The organism is Enterovibrio baiacu (assembly GCF_004120195.1).
Classification (GTDB): domain Bacteria; phylum Pseudomonadota; class Gammaproteobacteria; order Enterobacterales; family Vibrionaceae; genus Enterovibrio; species Enterovibrio baiacui.
On sequence record NZ_SCHN01000007.1, the window covers coordinates 35,014 to 51,012 of the forward strand.

12 protein-coding genes are annotated in these 15,999 nt (G+C 48.3%); 7 read left to right on the forward strand and 5 right to left on the reverse strand.

All coding sequences use genetic code 11. The annotated features are described in order from the left end of the window. The first annotated feature begins 1 nt into the window (after position 1). Genes lpxK through kdsB form a run of 3 tightly spaced genes read left to right on the forward strand, consistent with a single transcriptional unit; the run spans position 2 to position 1,942 of the window. Complete coding sequence (lpxK, locus tag EQP46_RS04990; RefSeq protein WP_129492600.1) at positions 2-1,030, forward strand: tetraacyldisaccharide 4'-kinase; 1,029 nt, start codon at positions 2-4, stop codon at positions 1,028-1,030. After that, positions 1,011-1,190: a Trm112 family protein gene (locus EQP46_RS04995; RefSeq protein ID WP_129492601.1), complete on the forward strand. Its 180-nt coding sequence runs from the start codon at positions 1,011-1,013 to the stop codon at positions 1,188-1,190. Before lpxK ends, EQP46_RS04995 begins: the two co-directional genes overlap by 20 nt. Beyond that, on the forward strand, positions 1,190-1,942 hold the full coding sequence (gene kdsB / locus EQP46_RS05000) for a 3-deoxy-manno-octulosonate cytidylyltransferase (RefSeq protein ID WP_129492602.1): 753 nt from the start codon (positions 1,190-1,192) through the stop codon (positions 1,940-1,942). Before EQP46_RS04995 ends, kdsB begins: the two co-directional genes overlap by 1 nt. Positions 1,943-2,060: 118 nt before the next feature. Here kdsB and elyC read toward each other — a convergent pair whose 3' ends face one another. Continuing rightward, positions 2,061-2,909, reverse strand: a complete 849-nt coding sequence (gene elyC, locus EQP46_RS05005; protein WP_129492603.1) for an envelope biogenesis factor ElyC — start codon at positions 2,907-2,909, stop codon at positions 2,061-2,063. Positions 2,910-3,021: 112 nt separating this feature from the next. On the opposite strand from elyC, the gene cmoM reads away from it, so the two are divergent. The 4 genes from cmoM to mukB are packed head-to-tail and all read left to right on the forward strand — an operon-like array spanning position 3,022 to position 10,372. Then, positions 3,022-3,801 (forward strand): tRNA uridine 5-oxyacetic acid(34) methyltransferase CmoM, encoded by a 780-nt coding sequence (gene cmoM / locus EQP46_RS05010; RefSeq protein ID WP_192545477.1) that lies wholly within the window; start codon positions 3,022-3,024, stop codon positions 3,799-3,801. A gap of 55 nt (positions 3,802-3,856) precedes the next feature. After that, a complete protein-coding gene (mukF, locus tag EQP46_RS05015; protein WP_129492605.1) occupies positions 3,857-5,179 on the forward strand; it encodes a chromosome partition protein MukF in 1,323 nt (440 codons plus the stop codon). After that, positions 5,160-5,915, forward strand: coding sequence for a chromosome partition protein MukE (gene mukE, locus EQP46_RS05020; protein ID WP_129492606.1), 756 nt, complete (start codon positions 5,160-5,162; stop codon positions 5,913-5,915). The genes mukF and mukE overlap by 20 nt, the downstream gene beginning before the upstream one ends. Then, positions 5,912-10,372, forward strand: a complete 4,461-nt coding sequence (mukB, locus tag EQP46_RS05025; RefSeq protein ID WP_129492607.1) for a chromosome partition protein MukB — start codon at positions 5,912-5,914, stop codon at positions 10,370-10,372. Before mukE ends, mukB begins: the two co-directional genes overlap by 4 nt. A 119-nt stretch (positions 10,373-10,491) precedes the next feature. Here the strand turns inward: mukB and EQP46_RS05030 are convergent, their stop codons facing one another. The 4 genes from EQP46_RS05030 to EQP46_RS05045 all read right to left on the reverse strand — a co-directional run bounded on the left by EQP46_RS05030 (position 10,492) and on the right by EQP46_RS05045 (position 15,712). Next, entirely contained in the window at positions 10,492-12,774 is a 2,283-nt protein-coding gene (locus EQP46_RS05030) for a methyl-accepting chemotaxis protein (protein WP_240671656.1), read from the reverse strand. Between the two features lie 198 nt (positions 12,775-12,972). Next, positions 12,973-13,479 (reverse strand): GNAT family N-acetyltransferase, encoded by a 507-nt coding sequence (locus EQP46_RS05035; RefSeq protein WP_129492608.1) that lies wholly within the window; start codon positions 13,477-13,479, stop codon positions 12,973-12,975. Positions 13,480-13,508: 29 nt separating this feature from the next. After that, entirely contained in the window at positions 13,509-14,204 is a 696-nt protein-coding gene (locus EQP46_RS05040; RefSeq protein WP_129492609.1) for an aspartate/glutamate racemase family protein, read from the reverse strand. Positions 14,205-14,497: 293 nt separating this feature from the next. Continuing rightward, positions 14,498-15,712: an EAL domain-containing response regulator gene (locus EQP46_RS05045; protein ID WP_129492610.1), complete on the reverse strand. Its 1,215-nt coding sequence runs from the start codon at positions 15,710-15,712 to the stop codon at positions 14,498-14,500. Positions 15,713-15,999: the final 287 nt, after the last annotated feature.

Here is a 15,999-nt window from a genome sequence, read left to right on the forward strand (position 1 = left end):
CTTGGCGGGATGGGTAGAGAAAATTTGGTTTGAAAACCACCCGCTAGGTCTGCTTGGCGCGCCACTGTTGTGGCCGCTGAGTAAAGTGTTTGGCGCGATTGCCAGAAAACGCCGCGCTGCTTTTCTAGAAGGTAACGGTGCATACCGTGCGCCTGTGCCTGTGATTGTTGTTGGTAACATTACGGTGGGCGGAAACGGTAAGACACCCGTCGTGATTTGGTTGGTGGAACAACTGAAAGCCATGGGAATGACGCCAGGCGTTGTGTCTCGCGGTTATGGTGGTAAAGCGGAAAGCTACCCGTTTGTGCTCGATGAGCGCACTACCACAGACAACGCCGGTGATGAGCCTGTATTGATCTACCAACGCACGGGTGTGCCAGTTGCCATTTCTCCCGTTAGAAGCGATGCCGTTAAAGCACTGCTGCCGCTTGGCGTTGATGTCATCATTACCGATGATGGCCTTCAACATTACAAACTCGCCAGAGACATTGAGTTTGTGATTGTTGATGGTGAGCGTCGATTTGGTAATGAACATTACATGCCTTTTGGTCCCTTGAGAGAGCAGACCGATCGGCTCCAAAGCGTGGACTTTATCGTGTGCAATGGTGGGCAGCCTCACGCTGGCGAAATTGCCATGAGCCTCGCCCCAAGCGAATTTGTAAACCTTAAAACTGGCGAAAAAGCGCAGGCCGCGTCCTTAAACAATGCCGTTGCCATGGCAGGAATTGGTAACCCACAGCGCTTTTTCAACACCTTGAGTACGCTGGGTATTACGCCGATTCACTGCGAGCCGTTTGCCGATCACAAAGCCTTCGATTATGACCAATTGGCGGCTTTGGCGGAAAAAGGGCAGCACTTGTTGATGACAGAAAAAGACGCGGTGAAGTGCCGTGATATGTTGTCTCAACACCCACATATAGAAAATTGGTGGTATCTTCCTGTTGATGCAAGTATCAGCGAGCAAGACACCGTCAATATGATGAATATCATTAAGAAAGTGAAGGATGGATATGGATCACCGACTGCTTGAAATCGTTGCTTGTCCCGCGTGTAAGGGAAAACTGAACTACAACAAAGAAAACAACGAACTGGTGTGTAAGTTTGACCGATTGGCGTACCCAATTCGTGAAGGCATTCCTGTCATGTTAACGACAGAAGCGCGCGAATTGTCGTCGGAAGAGGTGAAGTAATGAAATTCACGGTTGTTATCCCTGCCCGTTATGCCTCTAGCCGTTTGCCCGCGAAGCCGCTGGTAGACATTGGCGGAAAGCCAATGGTGCAGTGGGTATACGAGCAATCGGTGAAGTCAGGCGCAGAAAAAGTCATTGTTGCTACCGATGATCAGCGTATTGTTGATGCGGTTAAGGCATTTGGCGGTGAAGTGTGCTTAACGCGTGAAGATCACCAGTCGGGCACTGAACGTTTGGCTGAAGTGGTCGAGCTTTACAATCTGGATGCGAACGAAATCATCGTGAACGTTCAGGGTGACGAGCCATTGATTCCACCTGTTGTGATTCGTCAGGTCGCTGAGAACTTAGCGAACAGTGTCGCACCTATGTCAACGCTTGCTGTTAACATTGATCATGCGGACGAAGTGTTCAATCCGAATGCAGTGAAAGTGGTGACGGATAAAGATGGTTACGCGATGTACTTTAGCCGCGCGACCATTCCGTGGGATCGTGACAACTTCGCTAAAGCACCAATGGAAATTCACCATAACCTGAAACGTCATATTGGCATTTATGGTTACCGTGCTGGCTTTATTAATACCTACATCAATTGGGCACCAAGCCCTATTGAGCACATTGAGTGTTTAGAGCAACTTCGTGTGCTTTGGTATGGCGAAAAAATCCATGTTGATGTCGCGATTGAAGCGCCTCCGGCGGGGGTGGATACTCCTGAAGATCTTGAAGCGGTGAGAAAAATCATCGCAGGTGCTTAATGTACTAGCGCGAGCGTGCTAGTAGCAGTATCAAGTCGCAGACAAAGAAAAACGCCCTGATGAAAGTCAGGGCGTTTTTTTATGGTTTATCGCAGTGAGCCGCGCAGCCTGTAAAGAATCAGTTGGGGACAGGCGCCAACACTTCCGTGACAGGAGAAGGTTGCTCTGGCGAGGTAACAGGGTCGCCTTGCACTTCGGCTTCTTGTTGCGCCACTTTGTCGCGTAGACGCTGCCAAAGTTGGCCTAAACGCTCATGCCAGTAACGTTCGAATTGCTCTAAGTATTGTGCACGTGGCGAATACTTAATCCATGGTTGGTGAATCTCTTTCTGCGCAATGTAGTTCGTGGGTGCGGGAATGGGGTCAAGGCCTGCACTTTTAAACTCATAGAGCGCGCGAGGCATGTGACTCGCAGAAGTGACCAAGACCAAATTGCTACGGCCGACCACAGACGCGGCTTGGAAGGCTTCTTCCCACGTATCCTTCGCGGTTTCCAACAACAGAATATTGTTCTTATTCACACCCATCGCCATCGCAACACGCGCAAGCATGCGTGCATGGCTCACTTCGTTGCCGCCATCGTATCCAGACAGGATCAGTTTTGACGTTGGGTACATGAAGTGAATGCGAATCCCTTCAATCAATCTCATGAGCGCTGTACGTGACAATTCTGACGTGGGAGGAATCTCATCATCAACGACGTGTCCGTGTCCTAGCACCATAACGTAGTCCACCGGCTTACTCGGCGTGAGAAATCCAGTGTGTTGACGTTCAAGCTTCATTAACAGCGATGAAGTAATAGGTTGAAAAGATGCCAGAGCAATTAACAGCAAAGAAACAAAAACGAGGAACGAACCAAACCCTTTGCGCTGCGTGAACCAGATGAGGAACAAGCCGAAAAAACCAACAAGGAGTAGCGCAGGGAGCGGCATCAGTAAAGTTGATATAAGTTTTTTTAGTTCAAACATGAAATGTCGCCCGAAATATAGTCAAACAGGGGTCAATATGTGCATCAAGCCTTTATTAACGGCAAGCATATGCGAAAATGAACCCCTTGAAGAATATGATAACGAAGGCACTGTGACTGAGGATAGAAATTTCGACGACATTGCCCACAAATTTGTTAAAAACATTTATGGGTCGGGCAAAGGAGAAATTCGCCAAGCTGTTGTTTGGCAAGATCTCGAGTCAATATTAAAAACACTGGGTGAATCCGCTTCACTAGACATTTTGGACGCTGGCGGCGGTTTAGCGCAATTATCGCAACAAATCGCACATCGTGGGCACAAAGTGACCTTGTGTGATCTTTCTTCACAGATGCTTGCATTGGCCGAGAAAGACATCGAAGACGCAGGTCTTCTGTCGCAATATCGCTTCGTTCACGCACCTGTGCAAGACATTGCTCAACACATAGACAAGCAAGCTGATTTGGTGCTTTTCCATGCTGTCATGGAATGGTTGAAGGATCCGCGTGAAGCGTTAGATGTCGTGTTATCACAGGTTAAGCCAGGTGGCATTGCATCAGTGATGTTCTACAACCAAAATGGCTTACTTTTTAAAAATTTAATTTGTGGCAACTTAACCCATATTGAAGAAGGGATGCCGCACAGAAAACGGTTCAAACTTCAGCCTCAAAAAGGGCTGCCACCGGAAGATGTGTACCAGTGGGTAGAAGACGCTGGCTTTACAATTTTGGGAAAAAGCGGTGTACGCACCTTTCACGATTACATGAAAGACACGCGAACAGGCGAGTACACCTTTGAACAGGTCGTGGCGATGGAGCAGAAGCTTTGCCGCCAAGAACCTTTTATTTCGTTGGGGCGCTATATCCATGTATATGCGCAAAAACCCCTCGATTAATAACAAAAATACCTGAACGCAATTTGGGTAAATAATTAGACAACAAGGATTACGGATGAGCGAAAACTCTCAGACTGTTCCTGAGTTGGTTGGTTGGGTGAAACAAAACGACTTCTCTCTCAATCTGCCGCCGGAACGGCTGGCATTCCTCCTAGCGATTGCTGTGTTAAGCAGCGAACGTTTTGATGAGGAGCTTGGAGAGGGTGAACTGATCGATGCGTTTCGCATCGTCAGCGACCAATTTGAGCAAAGCAGCGAAACCATCGCTTTTCGTGCTAACAATGCCATTAATGATTTAGTTCGTAGCCGTTTGTTAAGTCGCTTTACCAGCGAACTGACCGACGGCGCGAGCATTTATCGCTTAACGCCGCTTGCCTTAGGGATCAGTGATTATTACGCGCGTCATCGCGAATACAGTTCATTGAAACTGTCTATTCAGCTTTCGATGGTGGCGGATGAAATCGATAAAGCGCTTTCCGCTGCCTCTGAAGGCGGTGATGAAGCGTATTGGCGCAAAAACGTCTATGCCGTGCTGAAGTATTCGGTGGCCGAAATTTTCGACCGTATCGATCTTAACCAGCGCACCATGGATGAGCAGCAGCAGAAAGTGAAAGAAGACATTGCGGCCCTGCTTAACCAAGATTGGCAGGCAGCCATTGCTAACTGTGAGCAACTGCTGAACGAAACGTCGAGCACGCTTCGCGAGCTTCAAGATACCCTGCAATCTGCGGGCGACCAGCTGCAAACACAGCTTCTGAACATTCAAGAGCAAGTCCATGGTCGCGACGATCTCGATTTCGTCGATGCCATGATTTACAACTTGCAGATGAAGCTCGACCGCATCATCAACTGGGGTCAACAAGCCATCGACTTGTGGATTGGCTATGACCGCCATGTTCATAAATTCATTCGTAATGCCATCGACATGGACAAAAACCGCGCGTTTAGCCAGCGTTTGCGTCAGTCGGTGACAGAATACTTCGATAGCCCTTGGTTCTTAACCTTCGCAGACGCGGATCGCTTACTGGATATGCGTGACGAAGCTTTGGTGCTTCGTGATGATGAAGTCATGGGCGAAATGCCAGCCGAGGTTGAATTTGAAGAACTGACCGTGGTTAACGATCAACTGAGTGATCAAATTGCCGATATGTTGTCTAGGCACCGCACGACGGGCGCAGGCATCGATTTAGGCGCTGTTTTGAAAAACTATTTGGCTCAACACCCACACGCTCGCCACTTCGATTTGGCACGGATTGTTATCAACCAAGCAGTACGTCTTGGTTATTCGCAATCTGATTTCAATGCGATTCAGCCAGACTGGCAAGCAATTAACGATTATGGAGCCAAGGTACAAGCAAATGTCATCGATAAATATTGAAGATTTGATGCCGGAAGAATTGGCGAAAGCTATCGCCAACCCATTGTTCCCGGCGTTAGATAGTGTTTTGCGTGCTGGCCGCCATATTGCTAGCGAAGATTTAGATAACCATGCGTATCTGATTGAATTTGAAACACCGTTACAACACTTCTATCAGCGTTATAACGCCGAACTTGTGCGCGCACCGGAAGGATTCTTCTACCTCCGCCCACGTTCAACATCACTGATTGGTCGCAGCGTATTGTCTGAAATGGACATGCTGGTCGGCAAAGTGCTTTGTTTCCTTTACCTCAGTCCAGAACGTTTGGCGCAAGAAGGTATTTTCACCACCCAAGAGCTGTTCGATGAACTGCTGACGCTGGCGGATGAAAAGAAACTGATGAAACTGGTCACTCTCCGTGCAACGGGGTCAGATCTTGACCGTGAAAAGCTGTACGACAAAGTGAAAACTTCGCTGCGTCGTTTGCGTCGCATCGGCATGATTGTGCCCATCGGCGAATCCGGCAAATTCCGCGTCAGCGAAGCCACATTCCGCTTCGGTGCAGATGTGCGTGCAGGGGATGATATCCGTGAAGCGCAACTTCGCCTGATCCGTGATGGTGAAGCCGTGCTGCACCAACAAGGCCATGCACAATCAAGCCTTCTGAATGACCATGATGCTGACGAAGCCATTGATGCTGGCATTCTGGAAGACAACGAAAATCTAAACGATGACGGGCAGGAGGTTCAGGCATGATCCAACGCGGTAAATATCAATCGCTGACGATGGTCAACTGGAACGGCTTCTTTGCACGTACGTTTGATATCGACAATTTAGTGACCACGCTGTCAGGCGGTAATGGTGCAGGTAAGTCCACCACCATGGCGGCATTTATCACGGCGCTTATCCCTGACCAAAGTCTTCTGCATTTCCGTAACACCACGGAAGCGGGCAGTTCTAATGCATCTCGTGATAAAGGTCTGCACGGTAAGTTGAAACCGGGCGCGTGTTACGCCGCCTTGGATGTGGTTAACTCACGTAATCAACGCATTCTCTTTGGTGTGCGTTTGCAGCAGGTTGCGGGTCGTGACAAGAAAGTGGATATCAAACCTTTCATCGTTCAAGGCTTGCCTGCGAACGTGAAACCAACCGATATCCTGATTGAGAACGTTTCGTCTAACCAAGTGCGTGTTCGTCAGCTTAACGAAGTCAAAGACGCGCTAGGCCACTATGAAACGGCGCAATTCAAAGCGTTCAACTCTGTTACTGATTACCACGCGCAAATGTTCGAATACGGTGCATTGCCGAAGAAGTTGCGCAACCAAACAGACCGTTCGAAATTCTACCGTTTGATCGAAGCATCACTCTACGGCGGTATTTCAAGTGCCATCACCAAGTCACTCCGTGATTACTTGCTGCCGCAAAACGGTGGCGTGAAGAAAGCCTTCCAAGACATGGAAGTGGCGCTTCGCGAAAACCGCATGACGCTCGAAGCCATCAAGCTGACACAGCGTGACCGTGATTTGTTCAAACACTTGATCACCGAATCAACCAACTACGTGGCGTCTGACTACATGCGCCACGCGAACGAGCGTCGTAAGAAGCTAGAGCTTGCGCTGCAACGCCGTGGTGAGTTGCTGGGTTCACGCCGTCAATTGGATGATTTCCAAGGTACGTTTGGTCGTATGACGGATGAGCTAGATGCATTGTCGGACAGCCAAACTCACCTAGAACTTGACCACCAATCGGCGTCTGACCACCTACAACTGGTGCAGACCGCCGTTCGCCAACAAGAGAAAGTAGAGCGCTACCAAGAAGATTTGGAAGAGCTTGCTGTGCGTCTTGAAGAGCAAATAATGGTGGTGGAAGAGGCGACTGAACAGCTGGTGATGCAGGAAGAACAAGCGCATCTTAGTGAAGAAGAAGTCGACAGCCTTAAAACGCAGCTTGCTGATTACCAACAAGCGTTGGACATGCAGCAAACGCGTGCGCTTCAATATCAGCAAGCGGTTAAAGCGCTTGAAAAAGCCCGTGAGTTAACGGGTAACGATACGCTAGATCAAAACAATGCCACCAGCGAACTGGGTGCATTGAAAGCGGACGAAGACAAACAAACGTCTGAGCTACTGAGCTTGAAGCACAAGCTGGATATGTCCTCTGCGGCCGCGAAGCAATTTGAGCGTGGTCTTGAGTTGGTGCGCAGCATCGCAGGTGACGTTTCTCGCTCAGACGCCGGACAAAAAGCCCGTGATGTGATTGCCAAAGGTCGTGAGTTTGGCCACGTTGCACAAAATGCGGATCAGTTGACGGCGCAGCATCGCGATCTTGAACGCCAAATGCGCAGCTTCCAACAAGCGAAAACTTTGTCTGAGCAATACCAGCGCCAGTTCAATGCTGCGGTTGTGTCAGAAGAAGACGTGGAGCTTGAGCTTCAACGTCAGCAAGCGCGTCTTGAAACCGCAGAAGAAGCGGTGGGCGAACAAGCAGAAAAAGTGCGTGAACTTCAACGTAACGAAAACGACGTTAACGCCAACATTGCCGCGTTTGAAAAAGTTGCGCCAGCGTGGATTGCAGCGCAAGACGCCTTGGAAAAACTGGCAGACCAGACCGACGCTGAGCTTTATGACAGCCAAGCAGTGCTGGACACCATGCAGCAAGTGATGGTTAACGAGCGTCAAACCTTGGATACCCGTGACAAGCTGGCTGTTGAAAAGCAGGCGCTTGAAGCGGAAATCGAACGTTTAGCGCAACCGGGCGGTAGCGGCGATGCGCGTTTGCAATCTCTTGCGGATACGCTGGGCGGCACTCTGCTTTCTGAAATCTACGATGACATCACGATGGAAGATGCGCCGTATTTCAGCGCCATGTATGGTCCTGCACGTCACGCGATCGTGGTGCCTGATCTGAAAGGCATCAAAGAGAAACTGGTCGATATTGATGATTGCCCAGATGATCTTTACATCATTGAAGGCGAGGCAGAAGGCTTTGATGACAGCGTGTTCGACGCGGATGAAATGGAAGGGGCGGTGTGCGTTCATTTGAACGACCGTCAACTTCGCTATTCGCGTTTCCCGAAAGTGCCATTGTTTGGCCGTGCAGCACGTGAACACCGCTTGGAAAATCTGCGCGAGAAACGTGAAGAGTTGGTCGAAGATTACGCAAAAGCCTCGTTTGATTCTCAGAAGCTGCAACGTCTAACGCAAAGCTTCAACCAGTTCGTGTCAGTACACTTGAACGTGGCGTTCAACGAAGATCCAGAAGCGGCATTGAAAGTGCAGCGCGAAAAACGCAGTAGCATTCAACGTCAATTGGGCCAATTGCGTGAAAACGAACAACAGGTTCGCAGCCAATTAACGGGCTCGAAAGAAGCCATGGCATTGTTGAACAAACTTCAACACGTGGTGAACGCGTTAGAAGACGACACCTTAGAAGCGCGACTGGAAGAAACGGAATCACGTTTAGCGATGGCGGACGAAGCACGTCACTTTATGCGTGAACACGGTAAAGCGCTGGCGGAGCTAGAAGGTCTGGTATCGACACTCGACGCTGACCCAGAGCAGTTTGATGCGCTCACAGCGTCATACCAACAGGCTGACGAAGCGCTACAGTTGCTTAAGAAAAAGCTGTTTGCCTTGTCTGATTTGGTTGAGCGTCGTCATCACTTTGGCTATGAAGATGCGGTTGCTTTGCTTGATAAGAGCAGTGAGCTGAACGAACAACTGAAAGCCAAGCTGGTGGATGCAGAGCGCGCACGTACACGTTCACGTGACACCGTGAAGCAAGTGCGAGACCAAGTGAACCAATACAACCAATTGCTCGCGTCACTGAAAAGCTCGCACCAAGCGAAGCAAGAAACCGTGGCAGAGTTTAAGCGTGAATTGGTTGAGCTTGGCGTGCGTGCCGATGTTGAAGCGGAAGAGCGCGCACGTATTCGCCGTGACGAACTGCATGCACAATTGACGCAATCACGTCAGCGTAAGAGTGAGCTTGAAAAAGGGCTAACCTCGATTGAACTAGAAATGAAATCGCTGGTGAAAACCCTCAAGAAAGCGGGCAAAGAATACACTGAGCTGCGCACGTTTGTGGTGAATGCCAAAGCGGGTTGGGTGGAAGTGCTCAAGATTGCACGTACCAGCAATGTTGAGAAGCAGCTAAACCGCCGCGAAATGGCGTACATGTCTGCGGACGAGTTGCGTTCGCTGTCAGATAAATCCTTGGGTGCACTGCGTCTGGCGGTGTCAGACAATGAAATTCTGCGTGATGCACTGCGTGCGTCAGAAGACATGGCGCGTCCAGAGCGTAAAGTGCTGTTCTACGTTGCGGTATACCAACACCTTCGTGAACGTATTCGTCACGACATTATCCGTACGGATGATCCTGTTGAAGCGATCGAAGAGATGGAAGTGGAGTTGGGCCGTCTCACTGAAGAACTGACACAACGTGAGAAGCGCCTTGCGATCAGTTCTGAATCGGTGGCGAACATCATTCGTAAAACCATTCAGCGTGAACAAAACCGTATTCGTTTGTTGAACCAAGGCTTATCAAACATTGGTTTCGGTCAGGTGAAAGGCGTGCGTTTGAATGTGTCGATTCGTGATACGCACTCTCAACTACTGGCAGGCCTGGCTGAAAACGCGGAACAGCACCAAGATTTGTTTGGCAATAACCGCCTGACCTTCTCTGAAGCGATGGCGAAATTGTTCCAACGCTTGAACCCACACATCGACATGGGTCAGCGTTCGCCGCAAATTCTGGGTGAAGAACTGTTGGATTACCGTAATTACCTTGAGCTAGGCATTGAAGTTAACCGTGGTACAGACGGCTGGCTACGTGCTGAATCGGGCGCGTTGTCGACCGGTGAAGCAATCGGTACAGGTCAAGCAATCCTACTGATGGTTGTTCAGAGTTGGGAAGAAGAATCGCGCCGCTTGCGTGGTAAAGATGTGATCCCATGTCGTCTTCTGTTCCTCGATGAAGCCGCGCGTTTGGATGCGAAGTCTATTTCGACCTTGTTCGAACTGTGTCATCGCCTCGACATGCAGTTACTGATTGCCGCGCCTGAAAACATCAGCCCAGAGCAGGGGACAACCTACAAGCTGGTACGTAAGATCTTTAACGACAAAGAACACGTGCATGTTGTAGGTCTTCGCGGCTTTGGTGACGTCTCTAAGTCAGAGTTACCGTTTGAGGGTGAGCTTGAGAACGCAAGCTAAGTGAAGGCTTGATTGCGTGTAAATAAAGGAAAAGGCCAGCGAAAGCTGGCCTTTTTGATCGTGATGTTCAGTGCGAAGGCAAGGGTACTACGCAATCTTGAACATGCCGATCTGTTTGGTCAATTGACGAGTTTGTTCATTGATGCGGCTTGCCGTGCTGTCGGTATCATGGGTTTTTTCAGAAACCGATTTCGCCGAGAGAGCAATGTTTTCACGTTTGAGGTGATCTCTTCCGTGACCGTGGATTGTTGGCCTGCGGCTGTCGCTATCTGGGTGTTCATCGCGTTAATTTCCGTCATCATGTTCTCGATTTCGGCGAGCATGCTGTTGTTCTTATCACAATTGTCTACGCTGCTAGCGACAAACTCGTTAGCACTTGTAATCCCCGCCACGGCTTTTGTCGTTTCGGCCTGCAGAGATTGCACTTTTGCGCGAATTTCTTCGGTGGACGTTTGTGTTCGAATCGCCAGAGAACGAACTTCATCAGCAACCACACTGAACCCGCGGCCTTGTTCGCCAGCGCGTGCGGCTTCAATGGCTGCATTCAGCGCCAACAAATTCGTTTGTTCTGCAATCCCTTGAATCACATCAAGCACAGTACCAATTGAGTCGCTCTCTGCGGACAATTGCTCCATGGATGCCGTGGCATCACGCATTTTCTCACAAAGGTCGGTAATTTCTTTTACCAACTGTTTGCCGACCGTCGTGCCTTGTTTTACCGAGTTCACGACATTTTGTGAAGATTCAGAGGCGTTGTTTGCAAAGCTTGCCACCTCTGAGATGGACGCGTTCATTTCACTCGCCGCGGTCGCCACTTGGTTCGAATTCGCCGCTTGTGCATCGACTTCAGTTTGCATGCCATGAATGTTGCCTTGAATATCGGTAGATGCATTGTCGAGTGCCTTCACTGTGCTGTCTGCACCTTGGATCAACGTCAGGAAGTCTTTCAACATCACATTCATTGATTTTGACAGTTCAGTGAGTTCGTCGTTTCCTCGGGTGTCTAACTGGATGGTTAAGTCATGTGTCGTGGCAATGTGAGCAATACGCTTACTGAATGATGTGATGGGGCGACTGATGCTACTCGCAATAAGCCACGCGACCACCAGTGATAAAGCAATAATGATGGCACCAACAATTCCTGCAGTCCTATAGAGTGCGTTGTTGAGCAAAACAACTTCTTGGAGGGCCTCTTCTCTCTCTAACTCAGAAACTAGAGCCCATTTTTTGCCAAAAATATCCATGATGCTGTATGCGGCAAACACTTCTTTGTTCGCGTGATTTTGGCTAATGGAAAAACCTGTTTCGCCACCGAGCGCTGCGTTTACATGTGAGGAGCTGATGGGTTGTTGCCCTGACGATGAGGCGGTGACATTGATGCGTTCAATGGTGTCATTGTTCACGCCAGTTTGGCGCAATATGTCGACATAGGCGGGTTTGTCTTGTTCAAGTAAACGGTTTTGCGAGCGCATGAGGTTGTCGGGGCCCACAATGAAGGTTTCCCCTGTATTGCCCAAGCCGTTATCTTTCCATTGGCCGCCGTACGTCATGATCTGGTTGATGTTGTCGATAGGCATTTGGAAGATCAAGACACCGATAGTTTGGCCGTCTTTCACAATGGGTGACCCTATAAATGAGGCAGGGCTGTTATAAGAAGGTAAGTAAGGGGAGAAGTCCTCGAAGCTGAACTCGCCCTTACTGAGGCTTTTTGACGCATTAAAAACATTTGCAATGCCGCTTTCCGCGTACGGGCCCGATTGGAGGTTTGTCGCGTAATCTAGCTCTTTAAAGACGGAGTAAACGATGTTCCCGTCCAAATCGACCAAGAAGATGTCGTAGAAGCCAAAAGATTCTAAAAAGGTGCGGTAGTTTGAATGAAACACCTCATGCACTTCGCTGTATGTGGTTTGGTCAGAGGCTTTGTCGAGGAGGTGCTTGTTGCCGAGAGGGTTTTCATTGACGCCAATGTAGGCTTGCTGCAATAGCTGACCTGCCAAGCTGATGTTATTCAAGCTTGAAACCGCATCGACAGGTTTCGCATTGGTGTCCTGATAGGTCTTTCCAAACTCGTTGACGTAATAATCGCGTAGTTTGTCAGCTTGATTATCGGTAATGATGGCTTCTGTTGGCACGCTTTGAAATGTTTGCGCAAACTTCGACATGGCGTCTTCCGTCATGGTTGAGTTTGCTAAATTAATCAACTGCTTGCCGATACCTTCAAAGTATTGCTCGATCTCAGCTTTCTTTACTTCTCTCACAGAAAGCAGTTGATTTTGAATTTGATGTTCGAGTGCAAGGCTTGAAGCGCGGTTTGCAGTCATTGTCATGATTGCCGCGGTTGCGATGACGGTAACAACGCTCATTGCAATAAATGCCGTTCTTATTTTTGTTGATATTTTCATTACACAGCGTCCCTTTAGTGAATCGAAAGCTCCAAAAATGACATGCTAAGTGTAGGTAGAAACACCTGTTTTCGTGGGTTTTTGTTCGGAAAGGTATGTAGTGCTCAGAAAGAGAAGGGGATAAATTGGTTCAGCCAGCATAAAGGGAAAGCAATGCTGCTTTTCCTTTATGCGTGGTATGACATTTGGCGATGAGCATTAAAAATCTGACACAGTCGCTTCCAAGATGGCGACCGAGTAGTACTGATCGAACTTGAATCCGACGTCGGTCAAATAACCAACTTGCTCAAAGCCAAATTTTCGATGAAGCGCCAGTGAAGCGTCATTGGGTAAGGTGATGACGGAATACGCACGTTTTACCGGTGAGGCAGCCATTTGCTTGAGTAGCGCCTGCATAAGCAAAGAGCCCAGCCCCTTGGCTTTCAAATCATGGCGTAGATAAATCGTTATTTCTGAACTGATGCGATACGCGAGTTTTTCACGAAACTCGCTGTTGTAAGCGAAGCCAATAACGTTACCTGCCTCGTCTTCTTTGACCAGCACATGGTAGTAGCCGTCACTGTTGGTGAGTTTCTCAAACCAGGTTTTTCTTCGCTCGATTGACCAAGGGTCATAATCAAACGTTATGGCTGTGTTGACCACATAGTGGTTATAAATGTCGTTGATAACTGCAAGATCATCGACAGTGGCGGTTCTGATTGTCATCGCTTTACTTCCTATTTAAACGAGACGCGCTATGACTCGGCGAGCGCAAGTTTGATTGCCGCTTCAGCGTGCAACTCTGTGGTGTCGTACAAAGGGACGGAAGTATGGTTTTGTTGAACGAGTAAACCAATCTCCGTACAACCTAAAATCACGCCTTCTGCCCCCTGTGCTTTTAAATCGTCAATGATGGACAAATATTGCTTGCGAGAATGTGTATTCACTTCGCCTTGGCAAAGTTCTTGATAAATCACTTCATGCACCACGTCTTGTTGCCATGCCGGTGGCACAGAGACAGTAATGCCAAAAGATTCAATACGCTCTTTATAAAAAGGTTCAGACATAGTGAAGCGCGTACCAAGCAACCCAACGTGGCAAATTTTATCTTTCAATAAGCGCTCTGCAGTGGCATCGGCGATATGAATCAGCGGGATTGATATCGCATCAGACACTTCGTTGGCAACCTTGTGCATGGTGTTGGTGCCGATCATCATAAAATCTGCCCCCGCGTGCTCGAGTCGCTGCGCTTCATTTATCAATGCTTCGGCTGATTTATCCCATGCGTTGGCGCGTTGAAACGCCTCAATCTCTGCAAAATCAACACTACTGAGCAAGATTTTTGCTGAATGGTGTCCACCAAGTGTCTTTCTTGTCTGTTGATTTAAGAGGCGATAATAGGTGGAGGTGGACTCCCAACTCATCCCGCCGATTAAGCCAATTGTCTTCATCTCTGTATCCTTACTCGTTGAGCTTTCTCAAGTTATAACACACAGATGCCTCGTGAGACATAGCGAAAAGTAGAAACTAAGCGTGTTCCAATCGACGCTTAATGACGAGAGATATTCCAGAAAAAAACAGCAGAAAACATTGAGGAGTGAACAAGGGTGAGGAGGGCAGTAACAGCGGGTGAACAGAGCGGAAATAACGTTTCCATCCCTGCATCTGTTTAGGCATGAAAACGTTTTTAAGCTTTTACGTTTGAATAAGGCAATACACGTTAAGATGCTGCAAATTGAACAAATTAGACACTTTCGGCGGATGCTCCCAAGCCTTTGAGCCAGTTTCTATACCAACTGGAAAGTGATTCAATTGGCTTAGGTCGACAGATCAAGAACCCCTGCAATAGAATGCCAGGGTGATGTTTTGTCATGTAATCCAGATCTTCAAAGTGTTCTATGCCTTCAGCCACTAAATCGACATCAAAGGATTCCGTAATGTCCTCTAATGATTGGACAATAACTTGGCTGAATTGATCAGCATGAATTTGATTGACCAAGGTGCGATCGATTTTCACTTCCGTGAATGGCAGGCTTCTTAGTTGCTGAATGTTGGTAAAACCGGTACCAAAATCATCCAGTGATAGGCCATACCCGTGGATCCGTAATCGGTTTAGAGACTCCATTTGCTCCGACGATTTGAGCGCATATTCTTCCGTTATTTCCAATACGATACGGGATTTATCAATATTTCTATCTTTGAAGAGATCTTCGAGTCGACTGGGGATATCGAGATCAGCTAATTGTGATGGAGAGAGATTGATGCTGATTTTGATGCTATCACCAAAAATGTCCGACAGTTCTTTCATGTGATCAGCGGTCGCTTCTGCTAACTGCATGGTAATCAAATCCATCAGATCAAACCGAATGGCCGTCGGAATGAAGCGTCCAGGCAGAATGGCATTTGGCTCACCGGGGGAAATGATCCGAGCCAGTACTTCTAAGCTCTCAACACGGTTCGTTTCTGGATTGAGTTTGGGTTGATAGTAGGGCTTCACCTGTCGATGGACGATGCAGGTGATAAGTTCTTTCTTTGTCATTTGCTCATAGTGTAGAAACTTTCGCTCTTCTGCTTGATGCAACCTGTCCATCACCAGCTGCAATGCATCCATCTTGATGGGTTTTGAAATGTTTCCAACCAAGAAGACATGCTGTTGGCGAGCAACTTCTGCTGCCAGTTCAACAATGCGTACGTCCAACTCGGACACGATGCAGATTCCCCCCTTGTAGTGCATTTCCCCAAGGTGTCGAATGAGTCCCATTCCGTCGATATCAGGCATGTTTAAATCGGTGAGTACGAGATCATATCGCGTAGGGTATTGGTGCAATTCAGCCAATGCTTTGATCGGGGAAGAGAACGTCGTGACGTTGTGGTAGCCAAGGTCATTAAGCATTGTATTAATCATGACCAACACCGCCTCTGAATCATCGATTATGATGATGCGGATTGTTTCATCCATGTATCCGATCCTAAAGAGAGAGCCATATATAAAACTAGATGCTTATGCGGTGATTTCAATACTCAATGTAGGGCTTATTGCTCAATTAGTCGTCTAGATAGCCTTTTATTTAGGCATATGAGTGAGTTAGCCAATAAAAATGCGACAAGCCTAACTATTTAGGCTTTCTGCTCAATAATCATTACAGGCAGAGCCGCCTTCTTTACCGTATGTGATGCCCGAAAATGGCCAGTCATTGGAGAGAAGTCGTAGTAATCTTGCTGTTAAATGCAACGTACTTCAGCGTG